Source organism: Flavobacterium sp. N1994 (genome assembly GCF_025947145.1).
Classification (GTDB): Bacteria; Bacteroidota; Bacteroidia; order Flavobacteriales; family Flavobacteriaceae; genus Flavobacterium.
This window is the reverse complement of record NZ_CP109999.1, coordinates 2,622,967-2,646,228: the sequence shown is the minus strand read 5'-3', so window position 1 is coordinate 2,646,228 and position 23,262 is coordinate 2,622,967. Positions and strand designations below refer to the sequence as shown.

Genomic DNA, 23,262 nt, shown 5'->3' with positions numbered 1-23,262 from the left:
AAACTATTCGTAACTTTGAGCACCAAAAATAGTGTCATGCTTTTAACCATTGATGTTGGAAATACGCGAATCAAAGCTGCTGTCTTTGAACAAAATACGTTGATAGAACTTTTTATTTTTGAGCAAGAGGCGCTTTTAAATAAGATTCATTTCTTAATGCATCAGTATCCAAAAATTGTGAATTTAGTAGTTGCTTCTGTTGGAAATGTAGAGAAAGACCTTTTTTTATCGATAGAAGACCGCGTTACAATTCATTTTATAACTCACGAAAGCAAATTCCCCTTTACCAATTTATACAGTACCCCAACAACCCTAGGAATTGATAGAATGGTTTTGGCATCAGGAGCTGTTTTGCAATTTCCTAATCAAAATCGTTTGGTTATTGATGCTGGGACTTGTATCACTTATGATTTTATAGATACCAATGACCAGTATCTAGGTGGTGCTATTGCTCCAGGTATTAGATTGCGTTATGAATCTTTGCATCATCAAACTGCTAAATTGCCTTTATTACAAAAAAAACATCCTGAAGATTATATTGGGAATTCTACCCAAGAATCTATTCATTCGGGAGTAATTAACGGTGTTGCATTTGAAATTGATGGATTTATAGAGCAATACAAAACCCAATACGCTAAATTTATCATAATTTTAACGGGAGGCGACGCAGAATTTTTGGCTATGCGATTAAAAAATACCATATTTGCCAATTCTAATTTTCTTCTGGAAAGTTTGAACCAAACATTTCAATACAATCAAAATGATTAAAAAAGTTATAGTAAGCCTTAGTTTACTTTTTTCATTGGCACTATTTGCTCAAGAAGGTACTTCTTCACCTTATTCTTTTTATGGAATTGGAGAAGTGAAATTTAAAGGAACTGTTGAGAATCGTTCCATGGGTGGGATTTCCGTTTTACCAGACAGTATTCACTTAAATATTCAAAACCCAGCTCATTTTGCTAGTCTTAAATTAACCAGTTTTGTTGTTGGCGGCACCTATGGTAACACCACCTCTAAATCTGAAACGCAAGAAGAAAAATCTAAGAGAACCTCTTTAGATTATCTTGCTATTGGGATTCCGATGGGGAAAGTAGGTATTGGGTTTGGGCTTATTCCTTATTCGTCTGTGGGATATAAAATTCAAAATTTATCAGGAGTAAATAATACAACATATTCTCAATATTCTGGTATTGGTAGTGTTAATAAAGTTTTCGCTGGTTTTGGATATCAACTATTCAAAAAAATCAATATTGGTGCGGATATCCAATATAATTTTGGAACTATAACAACGAAAAGTTTGCTTTTTCAAAATGGTCTTCAGTATGGTACTAGAGAAAATAACGCTTCTAATGTAAGAGGTGTCAATTTTGATTTTGGGCTATCTTACGAAACCAAAGTGAATAAAAAATATTCTTTTTTCAGTAGTATGACTTATACACCAGAAGCTAAATTAACTCTTGGCAATACTCGTACTCTTGAAATTATTCAGTTTTTAAGTACTGGTGCTGTTAGTGTTATTGAACAAAACCAAATACCTGTTAGTGACACCACTATAAAATTACCTTCTAAACTTTCTTTTGGTTCTGGTTTTGGAGAAGTAAAAAAATGGTTAGTTGGAGGAGAAGTTACTTTTACAAACAATAGCGTCCTTTCTAATCGTTTCAATGATATCAGCGGATCTACTTTTGAAAACTCTATTCGTTATAGTTTAGGAGGTTTTTATATTCCTAATTACAATTCTTATTCTGGTTATTTTAAAAGAGTGGTATATCGTGGTGGTATCCGTTTTGAAAACACAGGTTTAGTTATTCAAAATCCAGGTTATCCTAACAAATCAATTACTGATTTTGCTGGTTCTATCGGATTAGGATTGCCTCTTGGGGGTACTTTTTCTAATATCAACATTGGACTTGAAGTTGGTAAAAGAGGTACTAAATATGGGAATTTGGTTGAAGAAAATTATGTCAACTTAAGTATTGGTTTATCATTAAGCGAAAGATGGTTTGTTAAACGTAAATACGACTAAAACTTTTTACCTATGAAAGCAATTATTTTTATGATTGGTATTTTATTTATATCAAGTGCCAATGCCCAAAAGTTTGATTGTTCTTCAAAAATAGCAGCCTATCAAGAGCTTTATCAAGCCAAAAAAATAGCTGAATCGTTCGATATTTGGAACGAAGTGAAAAAAAATTGTCCTAAAGAAAATGAAGGTATTTATAAAGATGGAATCCAAATTCTTCAATATAAAATTGACAATGCAAAAGCAGATGAGGAGAAAGAAAAGTTAGTTCGTGATTTATTAAAATTGTATGATCAATACAATAAAAACTTCCCATTAGCTACTCCAAGTTTTCAAGCAGACAAGGCAATGGCACTTGTCAATAATAAGATTGAGGCTAAAGAAGAAATTTTCAATTTATTAGACACCGCATTTTTAAGTGCTTCAAAAAACATCACAGACGCGAACACCATCTTTACTTATTTTAGTATGTATTGTGAAAGGTTCACTAACGGCGACAAAAAAATCACTTCCAATTTAGTCTTAGAAAAATTCACTCAAGCCACTTCTATGCTGAATGAATTAACCATTTCTAACCCAACAAAAGCAAATGAGTATAAAACTGCGTTAAAAGGAGTTAATGCTTTGGCAAAAGATTTGGCGACTTGTGAAAACCTTGATGCATTTTACACAAAAAATTATGCAAGCAATCAAGACAATACAGATTGGCTTACGACAGCATTAATCAATTTATCGGAAAAATGTAGTGCCAAACCTATTTTTACTACCCTTACCGAAAAATTATATTCGATAAAAGTAACAGCGCAGTCAGCTAATTTTATGGCATTAAGCAACCTTAAACAGAGAAAGTTTACCGAGGCAATTAAATTCTATAATGAATCTGCAGAATTGCAAACCAATCCAATAGAGAAAGCCAAGATATATTATAATCTTGCTACAGGTTTGTTGGCCAATGACAATTCGAAATCAAAAGAATACTTAAACAAAGCCTTAGCTCTTGACCCTAAAATGGGAAAGGCTTATTTGTTTTTAGCACAATTGTATGCCAATAGCACTGATGAATGTGGTAGAACCGAGTTTGAAAAAAAGTCCGTATACTATTTAGCTGCTGAAACGGTTAAAAAAGCTGGTGTTGCCGAACCAAGATTAAAACCAACATCAGACAAAATGAGTAGCGATTTTGCAAAAAAATCAGTGACTCAAGATGATATTAAGAACGCTAAGATGGCCGGAAAATCTTTGAATATTGGATGTTGGATAAATGAAACTGTTACTTTTCCATCCAAATAATGAAACACCTTACTAGAAATAGTGTCCCTTTTATAACGGCATTCCTCTTTTGTTTTTTGATATTAGGATGCGAGGGTAATTTTCGCGATGTTCAAAAAATGGGGTTTGCTGAATTTTCTCCAAGTGGAGATGCTGATGACATCGATTTAAAATATACCGATTCTGGGAGGATTACCGCTAATCTGATTAGCCCGAAAATGCTAGATTATTCGACTGTTGAATATCCTTTTACAGAGTTTCCAAAAGGAATCCATTTAACCTTGTATGATAAAAAAGGCAAGGAAACTTATATCAATGCAAAATATGCTGTGTCACATAAAGCAACCAATATTATTGATTTGCAAGACAGTGTAAAAATATCCAATCAAAATGGAGATATGCTCGAAACAGAGCAATTGTACTATGACCAAAAAAACGAATGGTTTTTTACCGAAAAAAAGTTTAAATTTACCTCACCAAAAGGAGTTTCCTATGGCGAAGGAATTGATTTTAGTAAAGACTTCAAAAAAGTAAACTCACAAAAAATATCTGGAGAAGTCCAATCAGAATAAGAACTATGACCTATTTAAAATTTACTGTTTACGCTTACTTACTTGCTGGAATTCTATTTGCTGTTGATGCTTTTCAAAATTATCAAGCAGGCGAAACCAATAAGGCCTACATAAGCGGTGCCTTTGCTGTAGTGGGAATTTTTATGTTTTTCTTCAGAAGGAATTTTAATAAAAAATTTCAGGATCGCACTAAAAAACCTTAACCCATGGAAATCGGAATCATCATCCTATGCTTGATACTTTCCGCATTTTTCTCTGGAATGGAGATTGCTTTTGTTTCCTCCAATAAAATTTATCTTGAAATTGAAAAAAAACAAGACGATTTTATTTCCAAAATCCTTACCAAACTTACCCAAAAACCTTCCAAATTTATTGCTACGATGCTTGTTGGCAACAATGTGTCCATGGTCGTTTATGGTTTTTTTATGGGTGATTTGTTGATGCACTGGTTTGCTACCTTTGGATACAAATTTTCGGATTTATCCAATTTACTTTTACAAACTACGATTTCTACTTTAATCGTTTTGATGACCTCTGAATTTTTGCCGAAAGTTTTTTTTCAGATTTATGCCAATAGCTTTATGAAGTTTTTTGCTTTGCCGGCTTATTTCTTCTATAAACTTTTCTATTATATTTCCTCATTTATGATTTGGATTTCCGATTATGTTTTGCGCAAATTTTTCAAAACTGAAGGAGATCAAATTAATTTGTCATTTAGTAAAATCGAATTAGGAAATTATATTTCTGAGCAAATGAATGCTGTGCAAGACCATGAAACAGTAGATTCTGAAATACAGATTTTTCAAAATGCGCTTGAATTTTCTGGAGTAAAAGCACGAGACATCATGACTCCTCGAACGGAATTAGTGGCCGTTGATTTATACAGTTCTGTCGTTGATTTGAGAGAACTTTTTATAGCAACTGGGTATTCTAAAATTTTGGTTTATATCAATACCCTTGATGATATTGTAGGCTATGTTCATTCCTTTGAGTTGTTCAAAAAACCAAGAAGTATCAAGTCGATTATGATTGCAGTCGAATTTGTTCCGGAAACCATTTTGATCAAAGATGCCATGAATTTGTTGACAAAAAAACGTAAAAGTGTTGCTGTTATTTTGGATGAATATGGCGGTACTTCGGGCATTGTAACTATCGAAGATATAGTGGAAGAATTGTTTGGTGAAATTGAAGACGAACACGATTCTGACGAAGAATTGATTGAAAACAAGATCGATGAATCGAATTATATATTTTCCACTCGATTAGATGTTGAATATCTTAATGAAGAATATAAACTCAATATTCCCGAAAGTGATTCTTATGGAACACTGGGTGGATTTATCGTTGATTTCTCGAAAGAAATTCCACAAAAAGGAGATCAAATTACTATTGGTAACTTCCAATTTATCATTGAAGAAGCTACGAATAAGAAGATCGAATTAGTAAAAATGACGGTATTGGATTAATTTCTCGAAAAAAATCCACATTTAAACGAAATTATAGCTGTGTGTGTTTTGTTATTACACATATAATTGTATTTTCGCAAACTGAAATAAAATTAACAAAAATAGAAATGGCAGTTTTATCAAAAATTAGAAAACGCTCAGGTTTACTTTTATTAGCAATTGGTTTTGCATTATTAGCTTTTGTTGTACAAGATTTGTTCACCAAAGGTTTTAAAAGTTTATCCAAAGACGTAGGAAGCATAAATGGAAAAGATATTTCTTTTGAAGAATTTAGAGTAAAAGTAGCAAATACAGAAAAAAACAGTCAAGGCCAAGGTCAAAACATGACTGCTATGCAAGCTTCAAACCAAGTTTGGAGTCAAGAAGTAAATATTGCTTTGCTAACGGAAGAATTTGAAAAATTAGGAATTCGTGTTGGTGAAAAACATATTTTAGAAATATTCAAATCTGATCCTAATATTGGACAAAACCAAATGTTTTTGAATGCAGCTGGTAAATTTGATTTGAACAAATTCAAAGAATATTTCAAAGCAACGCCCGAAGGTGTTCAAATGTTGAAAGACAGAGAGAAAGATGCAGAATTGAATGCCAAATACCAAATTTATAATTCATTGGTAAAAGGCGCCATGTACACTACACAAACAGAAGGTAAATTTAAATATGAAGCTGAAACTAACAAAGTAAGTTTTGATTTTGTTTCTGTTCCTTATTCCTCTATAAAAGACAGCGATGTAAAAGTAACGGATGATGAAATTGTTGCTTACATGAAAACGAAAGAGAAAAAATTCAAATCAGAAGAATCACGTGAGTTGGATTATGTTTTAATTGCTGAGAAACCATCGGCACAAGATGAAGCTGAAATTAAGAAAAACGTTGATGCCTTATTATTGCCAAGCGTTCGTTACAATAAAGAAACAGGTAAAAACGATACTATTCCTGGATTTAAATCGGCAACTAACAATGCAGATTTTGTAAACTCAAATTCTGACGTTCCGTTTGATTCAACTTACATACCAAAACAAAATTTGCCACCAGCTAGCGCTGATCAATTATTTAATTTACCTGTTGGTGAAGTTTTTGGACCTTATATGAAAGACAATTACTATTGCATTTCAAAAGCACTAGGTAGAAAAGCTGGTGCCAGAGTAAAAGCAAGTCATATTCTTATCAGCTGGGAAGGGACTAAAGTTCCAAACAAAAAAGAGAAAAGAACAAAAGAACAAGCTAAAGCTAAAGCAGAAGGATTGTTAGCACAAGCGCAAGCTAATCCTGGTATGTTTATGATGTTAGCCATGACTAACTCTGATGATTCATCAGCAAATCAAGGTGGAGATTTAGGCTATTTTTCACAAGGACAAATGGTAAAACCATTTAATGATTTTGTTTTCAGTAACCCAGTTGGAAAAATTGGTTTAGTAGAAACGGAATTTGGATATCATATTATTCAAGTGACTGATAAGCAAGATGCTGTTAAATTGGCAACTATTGCTCAAAAAATCCAACCATCTGAAGCTACTAATGACAAAACTTATACTCAAGCAACCAAATTTGAAATGGATGCTGCTACTAAAGATTTTGCTGCCTTAGTAAAACAAATGAAATTGACTCCTAACCCAGCAGTTAGAGTTAAAGCAGTGGATGAAAGTTTTGGATCCATCAGCAATCAAAGACAAATTGTAAAATGGGCCTTTGATAAAGACACTAAAATTGGTGATGTAAAACGTTTTGAAATTGTGAACGTAGGTCACGTAATTGCCAAAGTGAAAAGTACTGCTGAAAAAGGTTTAATGACAGCTGAAGAAGCAAGACCACAAGTAGAGCCAATTTTGAAAAACAAAAAGAAAGCAGCATTAATCTCTGCTAAAATGAAAGGCTCTTCATTGGCAGCTATTGCAGCTAGCAACAAAGCTACTGTAATGAATGCTGTTGATTTAACTATTGAAAATCCAAATGTACCAAATGCTGGTTTTGAACCAAAAGTTGTTGGATTAGCTTTTTCATCTAAAGTAGGTCAACTTTCTAAACCAATTGATGGAAATTCTGGAGTATATGTAATAGCTACGAAAGTGGTTACTAAAGCCCCAGCAATTAAGAAATATGATGATTACATCAACAAACTAAAACCTCAAGTGGCTAATTATGCTGGAAGAGTTTTACCAGCGTTGAAAAACGATGCTGACATTAAAGACAACAGAGCTGATTTTTATTAATACCATCTCATCCTAAATAAAAAAATCCTGAAGCATGCTTCAGGATTTTTTGTTTCTTACAAGATCATTTCACTATAAGGAATGACGGTTTGAAACCCTTTGTCTTTAAAATATTCTATTGGATTTTCTTTGGAAATGCTCATTACAAAATCACCACCCCACGCACCAAGACTTTTGATTACTCCATCAAAATCGGGAAACAACGTTTCTTTTGCGGTTACTTGTTCTAAAATAGCACTCATCTCAATCTCGTGTTGTTGCAGTGCTAAAGAAAATTCACTTGCAGTAGTAGATTCGATTATCTTATTAGTAATATCATTTATTATAGGAATGCTTTTTTCAATGTTCCCTCGATTACTTAAATAGGTTGCTATAGCGGCTTTGCTATTTTGCTTTTTATTCAGATATACAAAGAAGATTTTATCTTTAAAGTCAGGGTTGAATTGTACTATTTCAACAACTGGATTTTCGTTGATCAATTGATAAACAATAGGGGTGTTATTTTGAGCGCAAGCAATATCATAGCCACTGCCTCCAAAACTTCTTTTTAGTAGCTTAAATGCATCTATTTGGAGCCATTGAGCAATGTTATTAATTAATGTAGAAGACGTTCCTAACCCCCAAAGTTTCGGGAAGGTCAATTCTGTTGAAATGGTATATCCATTGGCAGCAGTAATAAAATCAGAATTGATTAAATAGGCTTCATGCAAAATCTCGATTAAGGTATTCTTAATGTTTTTGATATCATCAAAACGCTCTTTCCTGACAATGGAAGAAAACGGAATGGTATCTTCGAACCAAACGCTTTTATCACTATCATAACTTTTCCAATGGATTACATTTCCTTCAGACTCTTCTACAATAAGATTTTGACCAAACTTTGTTGGCAATGCAAAAGCTTTGGCTCCATCCAGCACTACATATTCTCCTGTGATGAGCAGTTTTCCGTTGCTGTAAAAGGTCTTTTTCATTTAAGTTGCACTCCTTTCAAAATCTACTTTCTTAAATTTTCAATAAAGGCTACTACTGAAGCATGTGAAATCGTATTGTTCTCAAAATGATTTCTAATTATCTTTCGCTCTTCTGTTGTAGTTTGATATTGATTCAGAATATTATTAATGTGCATTTTCATATGACCTTCCTGAATTCCGGTTGTGGTTAACGAACGCAAAGCAGCAAAGTTTTGTGCCAATCCCGCAACAGCTACAATTTGCATTAATTCTGGTGCAGAAGGTTTTCCTAAAATTTCCAAAGCCATTTTCACTAATGGATGTAAAGAAGTCAGCCCACCAACTGTTCCTAAAGCTAATGGAATTTCCATCCAAAAAGTAAATATTCCGTTTTCAACTTTGGCATGAGACAAACTAGAATAGTGTCCTTCACGGGAAGCATAAGCATGAACTCCAGCTTCCACTGCACGGAAGTCATTTCCTGTGGCCAAAACCACAGCATCTACTCCATTCATAATTCCTTTGTTGTGTGTAACAGCGCGGAAAGGTTCTATCTCGGCAATACGAATAGCTTGTACTAATTTCTCGGCAAACTCTTTTGGATTTTCAATTTTCTTTTCTGCTAAATCTTCTACTTTACAAGATACTTCAACTCGAACAATACAATTGGGAACATAATTCGAAAGAATACTCATCACTATGACAATATCTCTCTCTTCTTCCGTAAAACCATTATAATTCTGGGCTTCTTCTTTTAACGATTTAGCTAATTGTTCCAAACAGGAATTAATAAAATTAGCTCCCATGCTGTCTTTGGTTTCAAAGGTTGCATGCAGTTGAAAGTAATTCTCTAGTTCAGAAGTTTTATCGCGAAGTTCTAATGATGTAATTCCACCACCTCGTTTTTGCATGTTTTGTGTAATGCTTTCCGTAGAGGCTAATAAATTTCCTTTAATCGAATTGAAAAACTGTTGCAGTTTTACGGAATCGCCGTTGAATAGAAAATGAACCTGACCTATTTTCTCCGTATTCAAAACGGTTGCTTTAAATCCGCCACGAGTACTCCAAAACTTTGCTGATTTTGCAGCTGCAGCTACAACCGAACTTTCTTCAATAACCATTGGAACAGAATAATACTTTCCATTGATCAGAAAATTTGGCGCAATTCCCATAGGCAAATAGAAATTGGTAATGGTATTTTCTATAAATTCATCATGTAATTGTTGGAGTTGAGCATCATTGTTCCAATATTGTTTTATTGTCGCAACTGCTTCCGTTGAATTAGCAAAATACTCTTTGGCAATCCAATTGATTTTTTCTTCTTTGGATAATTTTGAAAAGCCCGAAATGGAATTATTCATGGTCAATAATAAGTAGATTTATCAACTACAAATATAGTTTATTAATTGGTTGTTTGAGGTGTTGTTATAGGACCTTGAATTGGAGCTTGACCTTCTTCATATTCGGTTTCTTTCAAATCTTCGCTTTGTCTTCCTAGGCTAACTTTTGGATTGTCTTTGGTTCCAGTAATTTTCATTGGAATACCAATAATACCCAACGGTGGTAATCCTAATCGCATTTTGATATTCAATCGGCCATCAAAGCTTGTTTGCCCTTCAATTCTTGGACGGAATCCAGCTACTTTGAATTTAAATCGTTCAATGGTTATGATATTATTTTTGATGGTAGTATTAATATCTACTTTTGACAAATCAGGGTTTTTTATAGCTTCTCTTCCTGTCTTTCTGCTCACGGCACCAAACATCTTAAACCCTTTCATTTTTACATCCTTTACCGAAAGTGTTCCGCCTCCAATAAGTGATGGATAAATCGGCTGCATATTGCCATCTAATTTTCCAGCTACTTTATAATCTAAAGAGATTATTCCTTCAGCACTTTCTGCAGCAGAAGCCATTTCTCTGAATAGTTTAACTTCTTTATAAGCTCTTTTTACGTCAAAGTCTTTAGCTAAAATTTTGAAATCAAATGCTGCTTTATTTGTGGATTCACTTGCATACTCAACTTCCATTTTCACATTACAACCAATGACATCAAAACTGTTGTTCTTCATAATCAGTTTCCCATTATTGATAAGCATATTTCCGTTTAATTTTTCCAAAGCTAAATCTTGAAAGTTAACTTTATCAGCAACAGCGTGAAATTGCAAATCGAAATTACTTGGAATAACAATTACCCCTGTCTCTGCTGGCGTTAATGGTTTTGTATTGTCTTTAAGAATATCTGGAACGGCAGTTTGTGGTTGACTTGCTGAAGCAGACATAAATTCGTCACAATTGATATAATTAGATTGTAACGCAAAATTTCCTTTTAGAATGGCTTTGTTGGTCAAAACAAAGTCGATTACGTTTTGCAAATACCCGTTCATTTTAAAGTCGGACTGACCGTAAGTTGCCACAAAATCATTGAAATTCATTTTATCCTGATGGAACACAAAAGTTCCGTCTTTGATTAGAAATGGCTTTGGCAAATATTCTGATGTTGTTTTGATATTGCGCAGTTTCAATGTTCCGCTATTGTGAAGGTTTTTATAATTCCCTTTCATAGCGTCATTTTGTGAGCCTTTGAAAGTAACGTCAGCATTGATATAGCCCTCTAAATCTAATCCTTTTCGAGAGAATACTTTATAAATTTTGGCAACATCCAATTCTCCTTTGGCTTTAATATCATAATTAATATTATCAAAGTTCTGTAATTTAGCATTGACATAAATGGGCTTTCCTTCAAACTCAAAAGACGCTGGTGTAATATTGATTTTCAAATCATTTAAATTGCCTAGCTTATCTGAAATGCTAGCTAAAACATTGATATTTTTAATTGGATTGGGATAGTAAATTGTTTTTACGAATCCGTTTTTCAAAAAGACTTTTCCGTTGGTAACTGGAATCTTATTGTTTTTTTTATCATAAACTCCATTCGATTTTATGTCCATATTCAAGACACCACGCAAATCCATGTTTTGAAATCCAAAGGCTTTATTCATTTTTGCTAAATTAATCTTGGATTGAATTCGGGCTGCTATTTTTGGCTTTGAAAGTCCAACCGTTTTAATAATCGCTTTGAAATAATCTTTATCAACATTGAAGAAAATTGAATCAATATTGACCTGTAATTTTTCTGTATCTAAAGAAGGCAATTTGGTGTCAAAATTCAAAAAGATATTCGATGCTGGTATAGGAGCATTGTTATAATTAATAAATCCATCACGGATTTTCATATTGAAAGCCAAATCCGGTTTTTGATTTTTAGAAGCGATATATTTTCCTTTCAAAGTCAAAAGCAAATCGGTGCTTCCATTAACTTTTGATTTGTCAAGCCAAGTTACATAATGAGGGGGTAATGCAGTAAAAAAATCGTTAAGTTTACTGTCTTCTGATTTGATATTGAAATCCATATCATACCCATTGCTCAAGAAATTAAATTTCCCTTTGAACTCTACAGGTAGTTTATTGATTTTTAAATTATTTTGTTCGAAAACAAAGGCTAACGAATGGGTATTGATTTTAGTAATCAAATTGGCGTTAACTTTTTTGTTTTTTAAATACTGTTCTCCATTGTAAGTAAAATCAAAATCTTCAATATCAGCATCGGTGTTTAAATCGAATATTGCTTTGTCTAAATCGCCATTACCAACATAATTGAATCCATTGGCATCGATTAGCATTTTGGTTGATTTGTCATCGTATACTAAATGCGTATTCTCGATAGCTATTTTTTCTAAACGTAAATCGGTTGTACTTGTGGTATCTTTCTCGGTGGTTTTAGCATCCGATTTATAAACATTATAATTCGCCTCTCCTTTTTCATTTACTTTTACATTGATAAATGCGTCAGAAACAAATATTTTATCGATGTTGACTTGTTTATCAAAAAGCAGGGACTTAAGATTGATTCCAAAAGCTACTTCTTTTGCCGTTAGTAATTTTTCGTTTTTATAAGGAGCTGAACCATTTAATGAGAAATCGGTAAGGGTTAACGTTAAAGATGGAAAATGATTGAAGAATGATAGATTTGCTTCTTTGAAATTAAGCTTGCCATTAAGTTTTTGATTGGCAAATGATTTTACTTCTTCAGCAATTTTACCTGGAAAAAGCATTGGCAATATAAATAGCAAAGCTAAAATAAAGCCCAATGAAATTCCGGAGATTTTTAAAATTCTGATAATCACATTTTTCATGCCACAAAAATAGTATTCCAAAAGTTTAGAAAAAAATTTAAATTCTACTTTGTAAAAGCAAAAAGCCACGTTTTTAAAGACGTGGCTTTTAAAAAATTAATTATACTTACTAATCTAACCTTATTGTTTAATTAATTTCAAAGTTTTTGAGTTGTTATTCATATCTATAGCTTTCACTAAGTATACTCCTTTACTTAAATCATTAATATCAAATGGATAGTTGTCTGAAGAAATATTTTCAAAAGATTTTACCATTTGTCCAGTAATAGAATACACTTGAACTTTAGCAACTTGTCCGCTTATGGTGAACAATCCTGAGGTAGGATTAGGAGACAATTTTAAATTACTAACCATTTCAAATTCATTAGATGCCAAAGCTGCTGGTTGATTTCCGTATATTTTGTATTGTCCTGCAGCAATATTGATAGGTGCTGATGCATTTGATACTGATATTGGAGTATTGGTCATCAAGTCATACCAAGTTCCTGTATAAGGAAAATTAGGCACAACATTTTGAGCTGTTACATCAAAATTAGATAATACAACTACATTTTTTAAAGTAGTAGTTGGCAATGTATCATCCCAAATATAGATTTTAGGTTGTAAAGTAGTTCCAGAAGTTATACTTGAATTGGCTGAAAAAACAGAGTTATTCTTTTTCAAATCAATCATTTTTGCCCAATCGTTATAAATTTGGCTTCTGTTAGTATTTCCTAACCAATTGCTAGTCCATTGATTTTGAATTTTTGTATCCAATCTACAATCACCTGAAGTAGCATCAGAGGCAGTGTTTATCGTTCCATTATTACAAGTAAAAATAGACTCATCATTACCTAAATCTCCAAAACCCCAAATCATTTTTGGTCCAGGAACAAGTAAGGTAACAGCTCCAAGAGCTGACATTCTTGATAATGCAGTGTTTAAGTTGGTTACATTGTGTGCAGCATTAACTGTACTTCCGAAAGTAACATTTTTATACATCAATCTTTCTTCGTCATGACTTTCGGCATATCCAACTAATCTTTTATTGGTAAAACCTCTGCTTGAACTTGACATTCTAGAAATATCATTACTTGAATTATATCCCATAGTTAACTGATTGTACTGATCAGTCATTTTACCCCAAAGCATCACTCCTTTACTTGGTGTTTCAGCAATTCTATAATTAGCCCATTGTTGCTCTTCTGAATCCACTCCTAAGTGTTCAAAAATAGTATAATGTGTTGGGTCAAGTGACCATGAATAATCAGCATATTCTTTTAGGACATCCACTCTATCTTGTTGATATGAATTTGTACAAGCATCACTTCCTGTACAATTTTGAGTAAATCCTTTAGTTAAATCCCAACGTAAACCGTCAATTTTAAATTCTTGAATCCATTGTTTAATGACTCTTTTAGTATAGTATTTTGTTCTTGCTGAAGAGTGATTAAAATCATTTCCAACACCATAACTGTGAGTAGCTACCGTATTGAAATAAGGATTTTCAGAACTTGGATCTCCAAAACCATCTCCATCAGCATCAACCATCCACATTCTAACCATTGGGTTTCTACCGAAAGCATGATTTAAAGCAACATCTAATACCACTGCAATGCCGTTTTGGTGACATAAATCTACAAACTCTTTAAGCTTATTAGCTGGTCCATAGAATTTATCGGCTGCCAAATGAAATGATGGATTATAACCCCAACCTTCATTGCCTTCATACTCCATAACTGGCATTAATTCAATAGCATTAACTTTTAAATTTTTAAAATAATCCATTCTATCTATCAGACTTTGATAGCTTCTGTCAGCATCAAAATCTCTAACTAGAACTTCATAGATTACTAAATTTTCTTTGGCTGGCTTTGTAAAATTGGTAACAGTCCAGTTATAAGGTGTTTGTCCAGTTTGTAGAACAGTAACTTCTTTTTCTTGACCCGTTGGATAAGCTGGTAAATTAGGATATTTAGTAGCTGGTATATAAGGGTCGTCAAATGGTGACAATACTAATGTTGAATATGGATCAGCTGTTTTTACCACTTTAGGTGAATTAGTTATCGTTGGAGTTGTTTTACAAACCCAATATTGATAAGTATATATTTGTCCCGAAGTTAAACCTGTTAGCTCAAGCCAAAACTTGCCTGTTGTAGGATCCTTTTTCATAGCATATGCAGCAGTAGGAAACCAGTTATTAAAACTACCCGCAACATAAACAAAATCTTTATTTGGAGCATCTAATACCAATGTAGCTTTTGTAGCATCACCAGAATTATAAGTTATTCCATCATCGGCAACTCCAGAAGGAAGTGCTTGTGAAATGGTACCTGGATTAAATAGGTATGTAAATTTCTTTACAATGGTAGTTGCCCCTTGAGTACATTCCACTGTAAAAACAGTATTTTGAGATACTAAAGGTCCCGCAGTAAAGAATGTTGTAGAAGTTGGTCCACTTATAGTAACACCATTTGCTTTTAAAACGTAAGAGGCTGCACCTCCTGTGTTAGAGGCAACAATACTTGCATTAGTACTAGCAGATAATATGGTAAAACTATTTTCAACAGGTGATACTAAAGACATTTGGAAAGCACCAACATTAAAAATATTATCGTTGGTTTGTTTATTAGTACCATCTTTTGCTTTTACAAGAAAACCCATTCTCCCAAAAACGGTATTGTTATAAAATGTTTGAGGGACAAAAGTTATGGTGTAGGTATCATTCCCTGAATTATAAGTTAACCTATTGGCTTCTGATGAAGCTGTCCAAGTTCCATTGGTAGGACAATCTGCTATGTAATTGCCATTAGCATCTTGCATCCAAGCCCATAAATAAAGTGCATTACCTGTTACTCCCCAGGTAGCCTCATTTATTTGACTCCCTTGAACTGTGATAGTAATTTGCTGATTTCTCTCAAAAGGGTTTGGCGACACCGTTGGAGTAATAGTCTGAAGCTGTGCTTGTGAAGCAAAAGCTGAGAATAATAGTAATAAAAATATCTTTTTCATATTCTTTTTTTAAAAAAACATTCCCGCCAGCTAGTGACGGGAAATAGTTTTATGGTTTACTTGAATTAATTAATTTGGTATTAAACGCAAATTATAGTTAGCAGCATTTCTAACATCCAATACTACTTTGTAATTTCCTGCAGCAGGAACTTTCATATTTTGTCCGCCAAATTTAATTTTGTTAGCAGAAGTAGCTTGTAATGTTTCTGTAGCTGTTTGTGTAGAGCCCAATTTTTCAGACCAGTCATCTTTAGTACGAATTAAGAATTCGTCTTGAGCTAATGTCAAATCAATAGTGTACATTCTGAAATATGGGGATGCTGGATTAGTATCAAAAGTCAAATAAGTTGGTGTGCCCCATCCATTAGGAGTTGCAGCACCAATGATAGCAATTTGTCTAGCTCCTACAGAATAAGTATTTGCATTCCAATCCACGGTCATGAAATAAGTTCCTGCACCACCTGGTTTAATGTTTTTACCTCCTGAATGAACTAATGTTGCAAATGAATTAGGGTTTTCTGTAGTATCCCCTTTATCATTATTCCATGTAGTATCATAAGTAAATTTGAATTCAGGTGCAGGGTTATTCATCCATACAAAACCTTCATATTTATCATCCCCAGCTTTAGAGAATAATTTAGGAGCATTAGCTGGATCCCAATCAGCAAAAGTACTATTTCCTCCATAATTACCAGGAACATAGATTCTTTGATATTCATCAAATGCATCGTATGCTGTTGCAGTGACAGTTGCTTCTTGAGACATTGCCTCAGCTAAATTATTTGAGGATGTAGATAATTGGTCATTTACTTTACCAACAATTCTTATTTTATAGCTTGCAGAAGATCCTATAGAACCATTAGCCAACAATAAAAGTGTGTTAAATTGTCTTACTGTAACCGACTTTTCGAATGATTTACCTGCTTCAGAATTAAAATTACCTAAATCAAAAGAGGCATTACCTGTTGCAGCAAAAGTTCCAGAAGCTTGAACAGCTTCTAGTCTGTAGTTTACTGAAGCTTGGTACCCATAATCTGCAGAAGTCCACTTTACAAGAAATACTTCGTCAGAAGCATTAGTAGCATTTAAGGCATAAGTTCCATCAACGGGTGCTGATAAAACAAAATCACCACTTTGTTTAGCAACCGGGTCTAAACTGTCCTTTGAACAAGAAACTAGTCCAACCGTAATGAAGGTTACTAAAAATATTTTTTTAATTAAATTTTTCATAATTATATATTATTATTAATTATAACCTGGGTTTTGAGTTAAATTAGGGTTTGAACTTAAAGCTGTAAACGGTAATGGGAATAAGTTATAAGTTGCTGGAATTGCAGTTCCAGTTTGAACTCCACCTTTCCATGGCCATAAATAACTTCCTCCAGTAAATTTACCGAAACGAATTAAATCCGTTCTTCTATGTCCTTCAAAGTTCAACTCTCTTCCTCTTTCATCTAAAATGAAGTCCAAAGTCAAGTCAGCACTTGTTATTGGAGTAGCATTTGCTCTGTTGCGTATAGCTTGTACATAAGTCAACGCTTGTGAAGGTGATCCTCCAGTAGCTCCTCTTAAAGTACACTCAGCATAAATTAAATAAGCATCAGCTAATCTAAATAATGGAAAATCAGTACTAGAGAAAGAAGTTGGTGTCCAAGAACCAGTAGTAGAACTATTTCTGAATTTAGTACATGGATAACCATCTGACCAAGTTTTGTAATCGTTCATCTCATAACTTTGACCATTTCTCCAGAACAAACTTGCTCTAATATCAGGAGAAGCCCCTAAATCAGTTGCATTTGCTCCAAATAATCCGTACCAAGCTTTAGTAGCTCTGTGTCCACCCCAACCATCTGCTGCTCCAAATTGAGAAATTGGACTCATAGTATCATTATTCATATTACCATTTACTAAATAAGTAGTGTTACCATAACTTTGACTAGTTACAGCATCAGCAATAAGTGGGAATATAATTTCTGATGAAGTGTTATTATCAGAAGAGAAATTTTTCATGAAATTAGTTTCCAAAGAATACCCTCCTTCAGTGATTACTTTATTAGCATAAGTTAACGCATCGTTGTATCTAGCTGAACCAGTATACACTTCTGCATTCAAATACAATTTAGCTAATAACATTCTTGCGCAAGATTTATTTGCTCTACCATATTCGTTAGTAGCAGGTAAATCATTTTCAATAGCTAATAATTCAGACTCCACGTAATTGAATAGTTCTGTTCTTGAAGCTTCTGGCAATGGTGCTGATTGACCATAGTTTTCTGTAGTCACCAATACTCCTTTGCCAAAACAATCTATCATGTAGAAATAAGCTAAAGAACGTAAAAAACGTAGTTCACTAACGTATAATGCTTTATTAGGATCGTTAACCGAATTTAAAGCAATAATAAGATTAGTCGTTTGTGGTACTGTGTAATAAACTCTGTCAAATAAATAACGGAAGAATTTATTGTTTTGTGTCCAATCTTTAGTAGTGGTTAATTGATCTAGCCCATCATCTCCCCAACGATTTTTCATATCATCAGCAGAAAAGTCTTCTAGATTAATAATCCCTCTTAAAAAACCGCTTTCACCGGCATCATTAGCCTGAATATCAGAACTACCTGGACCGTTACCACCTGTCAAAGCAAATGTGGCATACATTCTAGACAACAATCCTTTCGCTGCGTTAGGATCTTGTTGCAACAAATTTTCAAAAGTACTCTCGACAACTGGTTTGGTGTCTAAATCTTTTGAACAAGAACTTATTAACATTAAAGTTAATGCAAGTCCTGCAATTTTAAATTTTATTTTCATAGTTTATTTTTTTTAAAAATCAATGTTTACACCAATATTGAACACTCTAGGTCTTGGATAGAAATTAGAATCAATGCCATTAAAGTTTTCTGGATCTTGTCCTGAATATTTAGTTAAGATGAACAAGTTGTTTGCTCCAACGTACAATCTTAAAGAAGAACCTTTGTATAGTTTATCAAATTTATACCCTAAAGAAACACTCTCACAACGTAAGAAAGTAGCATTTTCTAGATAAAAATCAGAAGTTGAAATGTTTCCATTTGTATTTTGGAATGGTAAATCATTCAAAACATTATTTAAATTAGATGTTACTAAAGGTTTTGCTCTGTCAATAGTTCCATATTGAGCCAATACACTATTATACACTCTACCTCCGATTTGTCCTCTAAAACTTGCATTGAAGTCGAAGTTTTTATAATTAAAAGTAGTAGAGAAACCATAAGTCCAGTGCGGAATGGTAGCTGAAAAATATTTATCTTTATCATCAACAGTACCATCACCATTCCTATCTACAAATACATTAGGAATTGGTTTACCAGCGCTATCATACACTTGTTCAAATACCCAAGCAGATCTTGGTTCCTCCCCAACTGCATTATAGATTAACGTTCTTCCAATTCCTGGCAAGTTACCTCCATTTACAGGCATTTGGGTGGCACCATTCACATCATCTACTTTACCAATATTATAGGTTAAATTTCCATTAACAGACCAATTCATAATATCTGAATTGATAATTTTAACGTTCAAACTAGTTTCAATACCTTTATTAGTGATAGCTCCAGCATTAGTTACAAAAGCATTCGTTAAAAATTGTCCAGGAGCAATATTCACAATAGCTAATAAATCAGTAGATTTTCTAACATAAGCATCAATAGTACCTGATACTTTTCCCCCTTTAAACAAGCTAAAATCGATAGCCGTATTTATTGTAGTCGCTTTTTCCCACGTTAAGTTCGGATTAAAAGCAGCAGCAGAGTATATGTTTACACCTGGAAGGTATTGCCCATTTGGAGAACCAGGGATAAAAATTGGTGTGTAAGGATAATTCCCATTGTTACCAACAACTGCATCTCTAATATCACTATTCCCTGTTAAACCATACCCTACTCTTAGTTTTAAATCCTCAAAAGTAGTAGAATTTTTGAGGAAGCTTTCTTCTTTCATTTTCCAAGCCAAACCAAAAGCTGGGAAGTAACCCCATCTTTTATCTGATTGGAAAAGAGAAGAAGCATCCGCTCTTATAGTCATTGTTAACAAATATTTATCGAAAAAGTCAATATTGGCTCTACCAAAATAAGACTCTAATGTCATTTTTCCATAATATCTATTGTTTGGATTTTGTACATTAACTTGTGGCTCTCTAAGTCCTGTTACCGTATTATATTGGAAAATAGATTTATTACCATCATTTACAAAACTTTGGAAAGAGTGACCAGCTTGAGCCTCAAATCTTGAAATGGCACCTGTAAGTTTTTTTGAATATAACAAATAAGCATCTAATGTTTTATTCATTACCGTTTGTCTTTCTGCATAATTCAACCCTGGATTAAATACATAATTAGTGGCTGGATCAATAGCAGTTGCTGTTTGATCTAATCTATAAGTATTAATTGCATTATCAGTATACATCTCTTTAATAGAAGATTGAGACGTTTCCATACCTGCATTAACTACAACGTGCAAATCAGGTAAAAAGTGAGTTTTATAATCAAATTCAATGTTACCTAAGAACTTATCTACCGATTCTGGACGATATCTTTGATTTAAAGCAGCCACAGGGTTGGTTTGACCTTGTACTTGATAACGATTATTAATTAGAGCATATTCTTGATAATATCCAGCAAAACGATTATCTGGACTATCGCCATAAACTGGTTTAGTTGGATCCATATTAAGAGCTGCACTGATTATACCACCCACATCAATGGCATTCTTTTTAGAACTTATCCCTTTGGCATTAACATCCACTTTCAAGTGACCATCTAAAAAGGTTGGTGTTAATTTTAAACCTGCTGTAATTCTTGAATAATCATTAGTTCTAACCAGACCTTCCGTTTTGTTATACCCTATAGAAGCTCTAAAAGGAACATCACCAAAAATAGCTGCTTTTGCAGTGAAATTATGGTCTTGTGTTGTAGTAGCTCTGTAAATTTCATTTTGCCAATTCGTGTTATAAAGTATTCGTCCTCCTGTAGTTGAATTAGGATCAGGAATTCCAAGCTTAGCTACATACTCTGGATTACTAACCCCGAAAGTATCATTAATAAACTTAGTATACGTTGGTCCATCCATCACATCAATAAGTTTATCCACTTTACCAAAGGAGAACGTAGAAGAATAAGTAAATTGTGGTTTACCAGTTGACCCTTTTTTAGTAGTAATAATGATTACCCCATTAGAAGCTCTTGAACCATAAATAGCACTAGCTGAAGCATCTTTAAGAATGGTAAATGACTCAATGTCATTAGGATTGATCATTGACAATGGATTAGACTGACCTGCGGCCAAAGTATTGTCAATAGGCACATTATCAATTACAATCAATGGGCTTTGTTGTGTATTAAAAGACCCTATACCTCTGATTCTAATATTAGGAGCAGTATCGGGTTGACCACCATCACTAGTAATTCTAACTCCCGCTGCTTTACCAATCAATAATTGATCAGCACTTAAAACAGCTCCTTTGTTAAAGTCTTTGGAAGTAACAGTTGTTACAGCCCCTGTAACATCTTTTTTTCTCGCAGTTCCATACCCCACTTGAACTACTACTTCTTGTAATTGATTTGCGCTTTCCCCAAGACTGACAGATATTTCTTTCTGTCCTGAATAGTTAACGGTTTTTGATTCATATCCAATAAAAGAAAAAAGGATTTTGTCACCACTTTTTAATTTGTTTAATTGGAATTTTCCATCAAAATCTGTTGAGGTGCTTTGGTTTGCGCCTTGAACGGTTACATTTACTCCTGGTAATGGTTGATTTGATTTTTCATCAACAACAACACCACTAAGATTGCTCTGTGCTAGAACACTAAGTGGTAATAAAAGAAATAAAAATAACAACTTTTTGTAAATTGTTTTCATACATTTTGTTTAGGTTAAAAAAATAATTTTGTGCTTATACTTTGACTTCGAGTGTTAAATTTATGTAAAAATTAGAACATAGCGAATAAACTATCGTTAAATGTGTTTCGAAAACGTTTTCGTGTTGAAAACTTTTTCATTTACATAATTAATTATGACTAAAATTGATAGAATCGAAAATAACATATATCTTTATTCAGAAAATACTATTTATCAAATTCCAAATGATGAGAAGAAAGATTACTTTAAAACAAATTGCCAGAGAACTAGACGTATCCATATCTACCGTTTCAAAATCATTAAGAAACAGCTTAGAAATTAGTGAAGACACTCGTCAAAAAGTGCAGGCATTTGCCAAATTATACAACTACAAACCGAACAATATTGCCTTAAGTTTAAAAAACAAGAAAACTAAGACAATTTGTATTATTATTCCTGAAATTATTCATCATTTTTTTGCCACGGTTATTAGTGGCGTCGAAAATGTGGCCAATGAAAATGGCTATAATGTTTTAGTTTGTCTTTCCGATGAATCCTTTGACAAAGAAGTCATCAATATGGAAATGTTAGCCAATGGAAGTATAGATGGCTTTATCATGTCTCTTTCCAAGGAAACCCAACAAAAAAAAGATTTTCACCATATTTTAGAAGTCATCAATCAAGGGATGCCCGTAGTAATGTTTGACAGGGTAACCAATGATATTTTGTGTGACAAAGTAATCATTGACGATAGTTTAGCTGCTTTTAACGCCACGCAATTTCTTATTGACAAAGGCTTCAAAAAAATAGCGCTAATCACTACAATTGACTATGTCAGCGTTGGAAAGCTCAGAACAGAAGGCTACATTAAAGCCTTAAAAAACAACGACATCAAAGTGGATGAAAACCTTATTGTAAAAATAGAAGATACCGAGAATTTTGAAGATAGCATTGCCAATCTTCTTCAAGACGAAACTATAGAAGCCATTTTTGCAGTCAATGAATTATTCGCTGTAACCGCCATTAAAGAAGCTAACAAAATAGGGAAAAAAGTTCCAGAAGACATTTCTATTATCGGGTTTACCGATGGTATTATCTCAAAATACTCTTCGCCAAGCATCACTACAGTTAGTCAAAATGGTATAAAAATGGGTGGAAAAGCTGCCAAAATGCTTATCGAAAGACTAGAATCAGAAGAGGAAGAACAACAGGACGAACAATACAGTACTGAAGTTATCGAAACCGAACTAGTCGAGAGAGAATCCACTATTTAAACACGCACCATTTTCATCTTTTTTCAAAAACCTGATAGTTATTGAAGGTATTCTCATGGGGTTTTGTTTGGGATGTGTGCGATGTGTGTCCGATGTGTGTCCGATGTGTGTGCGATGTTTTGATACTTTTTATCGGAGTCACATCGCATACAAAATGCACTCATTACGCACACACAGTGAAGCATCCACGAATCAAACCAACAGGTGACGTCAAGCAAGAAACACTGTAGACCAAAGGGAAAGACAATCTGAAACAAGTCATCGGTAAAATGGCCTTTCTAGTGTTATTTATCAACAAAAAAACGTTTGCGTAATCAATTTTGTTATTTTTTTTATCTAAAATTAACTCAACTTAAATTCTTTATTATCTTTACGCCAATTATCAAAGCTTATACTTTACTTCGAAAATAGATTAAAGTTTTGATAAGCATATCGCTTATC

15 protein-coding genes are annotated in these 23,262 nt (G+C 33.5%); 8 read left to right on the top strand and 7 right to left on the bottom strand.

The annotated features are described in order from the left end of the window. Positions 1-36 precede the first annotated feature (36 nt). The 7 genes from OLM53_RS11885 to OLM53_RS11855 all read left to right on the top strand — a co-directional run bounded on the left by OLM53_RS11885 (position 37) and on the right by OLM53_RS11855 (position 7,540). Positions 37-768 carry a type III pantothenate kinase gene (locus OLM53_RS11885; RefSeq protein ID WP_264520452.1) on the top strand — a complete coding sequence of 244 codons (732 nt, stop codon included), beginning with the start codon at positions 37-39 and terminating at the stop codon, positions 766-768. After that, complete coding sequence (locus tag OLM53_RS11880; protein ID WP_264520451.1) at positions 761-2,026, top strand: hypothetical protein; 1,266 nt, start codon at positions 761-763, stop codon at positions 2,024-2,026. Before OLM53_RS11885 ends, OLM53_RS11880 begins: the two co-directional genes overlap by 8 nt. Positions 2,027-2,038: 12 nt before the next feature. Continuing rightward, positions 2,039-3,313 (top strand): tetratricopeptide repeat protein, encoded by a 1,275-nt coding sequence (locus tag OLM53_RS11875; RefSeq protein WP_264520450.1) that lies wholly within the window; start codon positions 2,039-2,041, stop codon positions 3,311-3,313. Next, the gene (gene lptC, locus OLM53_RS11870) at positions 3,313-3,864 is read left to right on the top strand and encodes an LPS export ABC transporter periplasmic protein LptC (RefSeq protein WP_264520449.1); all 552 of its coding nucleotides are present in this window, start codon (positions 3,313-3,315) and stop codon (positions 3,862-3,864) included. The genes OLM53_RS11875 and lptC overlap by 1 nt, the downstream gene beginning before the upstream one ends. 5 nt (positions 3,865-3,869) lie before the next feature. Then, positions 3,870-4,067 carry a hypothetical protein gene (locus OLM53_RS11865; RefSeq protein WP_264520448.1) on the top strand — a complete coding sequence of 66 codons (198 nt, stop codon included), beginning with the start codon at positions 3,870-3,872 and terminating at the stop codon, positions 4,065-4,067. 3 nt (positions 4,068-4,070) lie between these two features. After that, complete coding sequence (locus tag OLM53_RS11860; RefSeq protein WP_264520447.1) at positions 4,071-5,330, top strand: hemolysin family protein; 1,260 nt, start codon at positions 4,071-4,073, stop codon at positions 5,328-5,330. 107 nt (positions 5,331-5,437) lie between these two features. Beyond that, on the top strand, positions 5,438-7,540 hold the full coding sequence (locus OLM53_RS11855; protein WP_264520446.1) for a peptidylprolyl isomerase: 2,103 nt from the start codon (positions 5,438-5,440) through the stop codon (positions 7,538-7,540). Positions 7,541-7,596: 56 nt separating this feature from the next. Here the strand turns inward: OLM53_RS11855 and OLM53_RS11850 are convergent, their stop codons facing one another. The 7 genes from OLM53_RS11850 to OLM53_RS11820 all read right to left on the bottom strand — a co-directional run bounded on the left by OLM53_RS11850 (position 7,597) and on the right by OLM53_RS11820 (position 21,568). Then, positions 7,597-8,511: a GYDIA family GHMP kinase gene (locus OLM53_RS11850; protein WP_264520445.1), complete on the bottom strand. Its 915-nt coding sequence runs from the start codon at positions 8,509-8,511 to the stop codon at positions 7,597-7,599. Between the two features lie 23 nt (positions 8,512-8,534). Continuing rightward, positions 8,535-9,851: a hydroxymethylglutaryl-CoA reductase, degradative gene (locus OLM53_RS11845; protein ID WP_264520444.1), complete on the bottom strand. Its 1,317-nt coding sequence runs from the start codon at positions 9,849-9,851 to the stop codon at positions 8,535-8,537. A gap of 41 nt (positions 9,852-9,892) precedes the next feature. Then, a complete protein-coding gene (locus OLM53_RS11840) occupies positions 9,893-12,685 on the bottom strand; it encodes an AsmA-like C-terminal region-containing protein (protein ID WP_264520443.1) in 2,793 nt (930 codons plus the stop codon). Between the two features lie 120 nt (positions 12,686-12,805). Then, a complete protein-coding gene (locus OLM53_RS11835) occupies positions 12,806-15,676 on the bottom strand; it encodes an alpha-amylase family glycosyl hydrolase (protein WP_264520442.1) in 2,871 nt (956 codons plus the stop codon). 69 nt (positions 15,677-15,745) lie between these two features. Continuing rightward, positions 15,746-16,906: a SusE domain-containing protein gene (locus OLM53_RS11830; protein WP_264520441.1), complete on the bottom strand. Its 1,161-nt coding sequence runs from the start codon at positions 16,904-16,906 to the stop codon at positions 15,746-15,748. Positions 16,907-16,921: 15 nt separating this feature from the next. Continuing rightward, a complete protein-coding gene (locus OLM53_RS11825) occupies positions 16,922-18,484 on the bottom strand; it encodes a RagB/SusD family nutrient uptake outer membrane protein (RefSeq protein WP_264520440.1) in 1,563 nt (520 codons plus the stop codon). A gap of 12 nt (positions 18,485-18,496) precedes the next feature. Next, the gene (locus OLM53_RS11820; RefSeq protein WP_264520439.1) at positions 18,497-21,568 is read right to left on the bottom strand and encodes a SusC/RagA family TonB-linked outer membrane protein; all 3,072 of its coding nucleotides are present in this window, start codon (positions 21,566-21,568) and stop codon (positions 18,497-18,499) included. Positions 21,569-21,795: 227 nt separating this feature from the next. Between OLM53_RS11820 and OLM53_RS11815 the strand changes: the two genes are divergently transcribed. Further along, positions 21,796-22,821, top strand: coding sequence for a LacI family DNA-binding transcriptional regulator (locus OLM53_RS11815; protein WP_264520438.1), 1,026 nt, complete (start codon positions 21,796-21,798; stop codon positions 22,819-22,821). Positions 22,822-23,262: the final 441 nt, after the last annotated feature.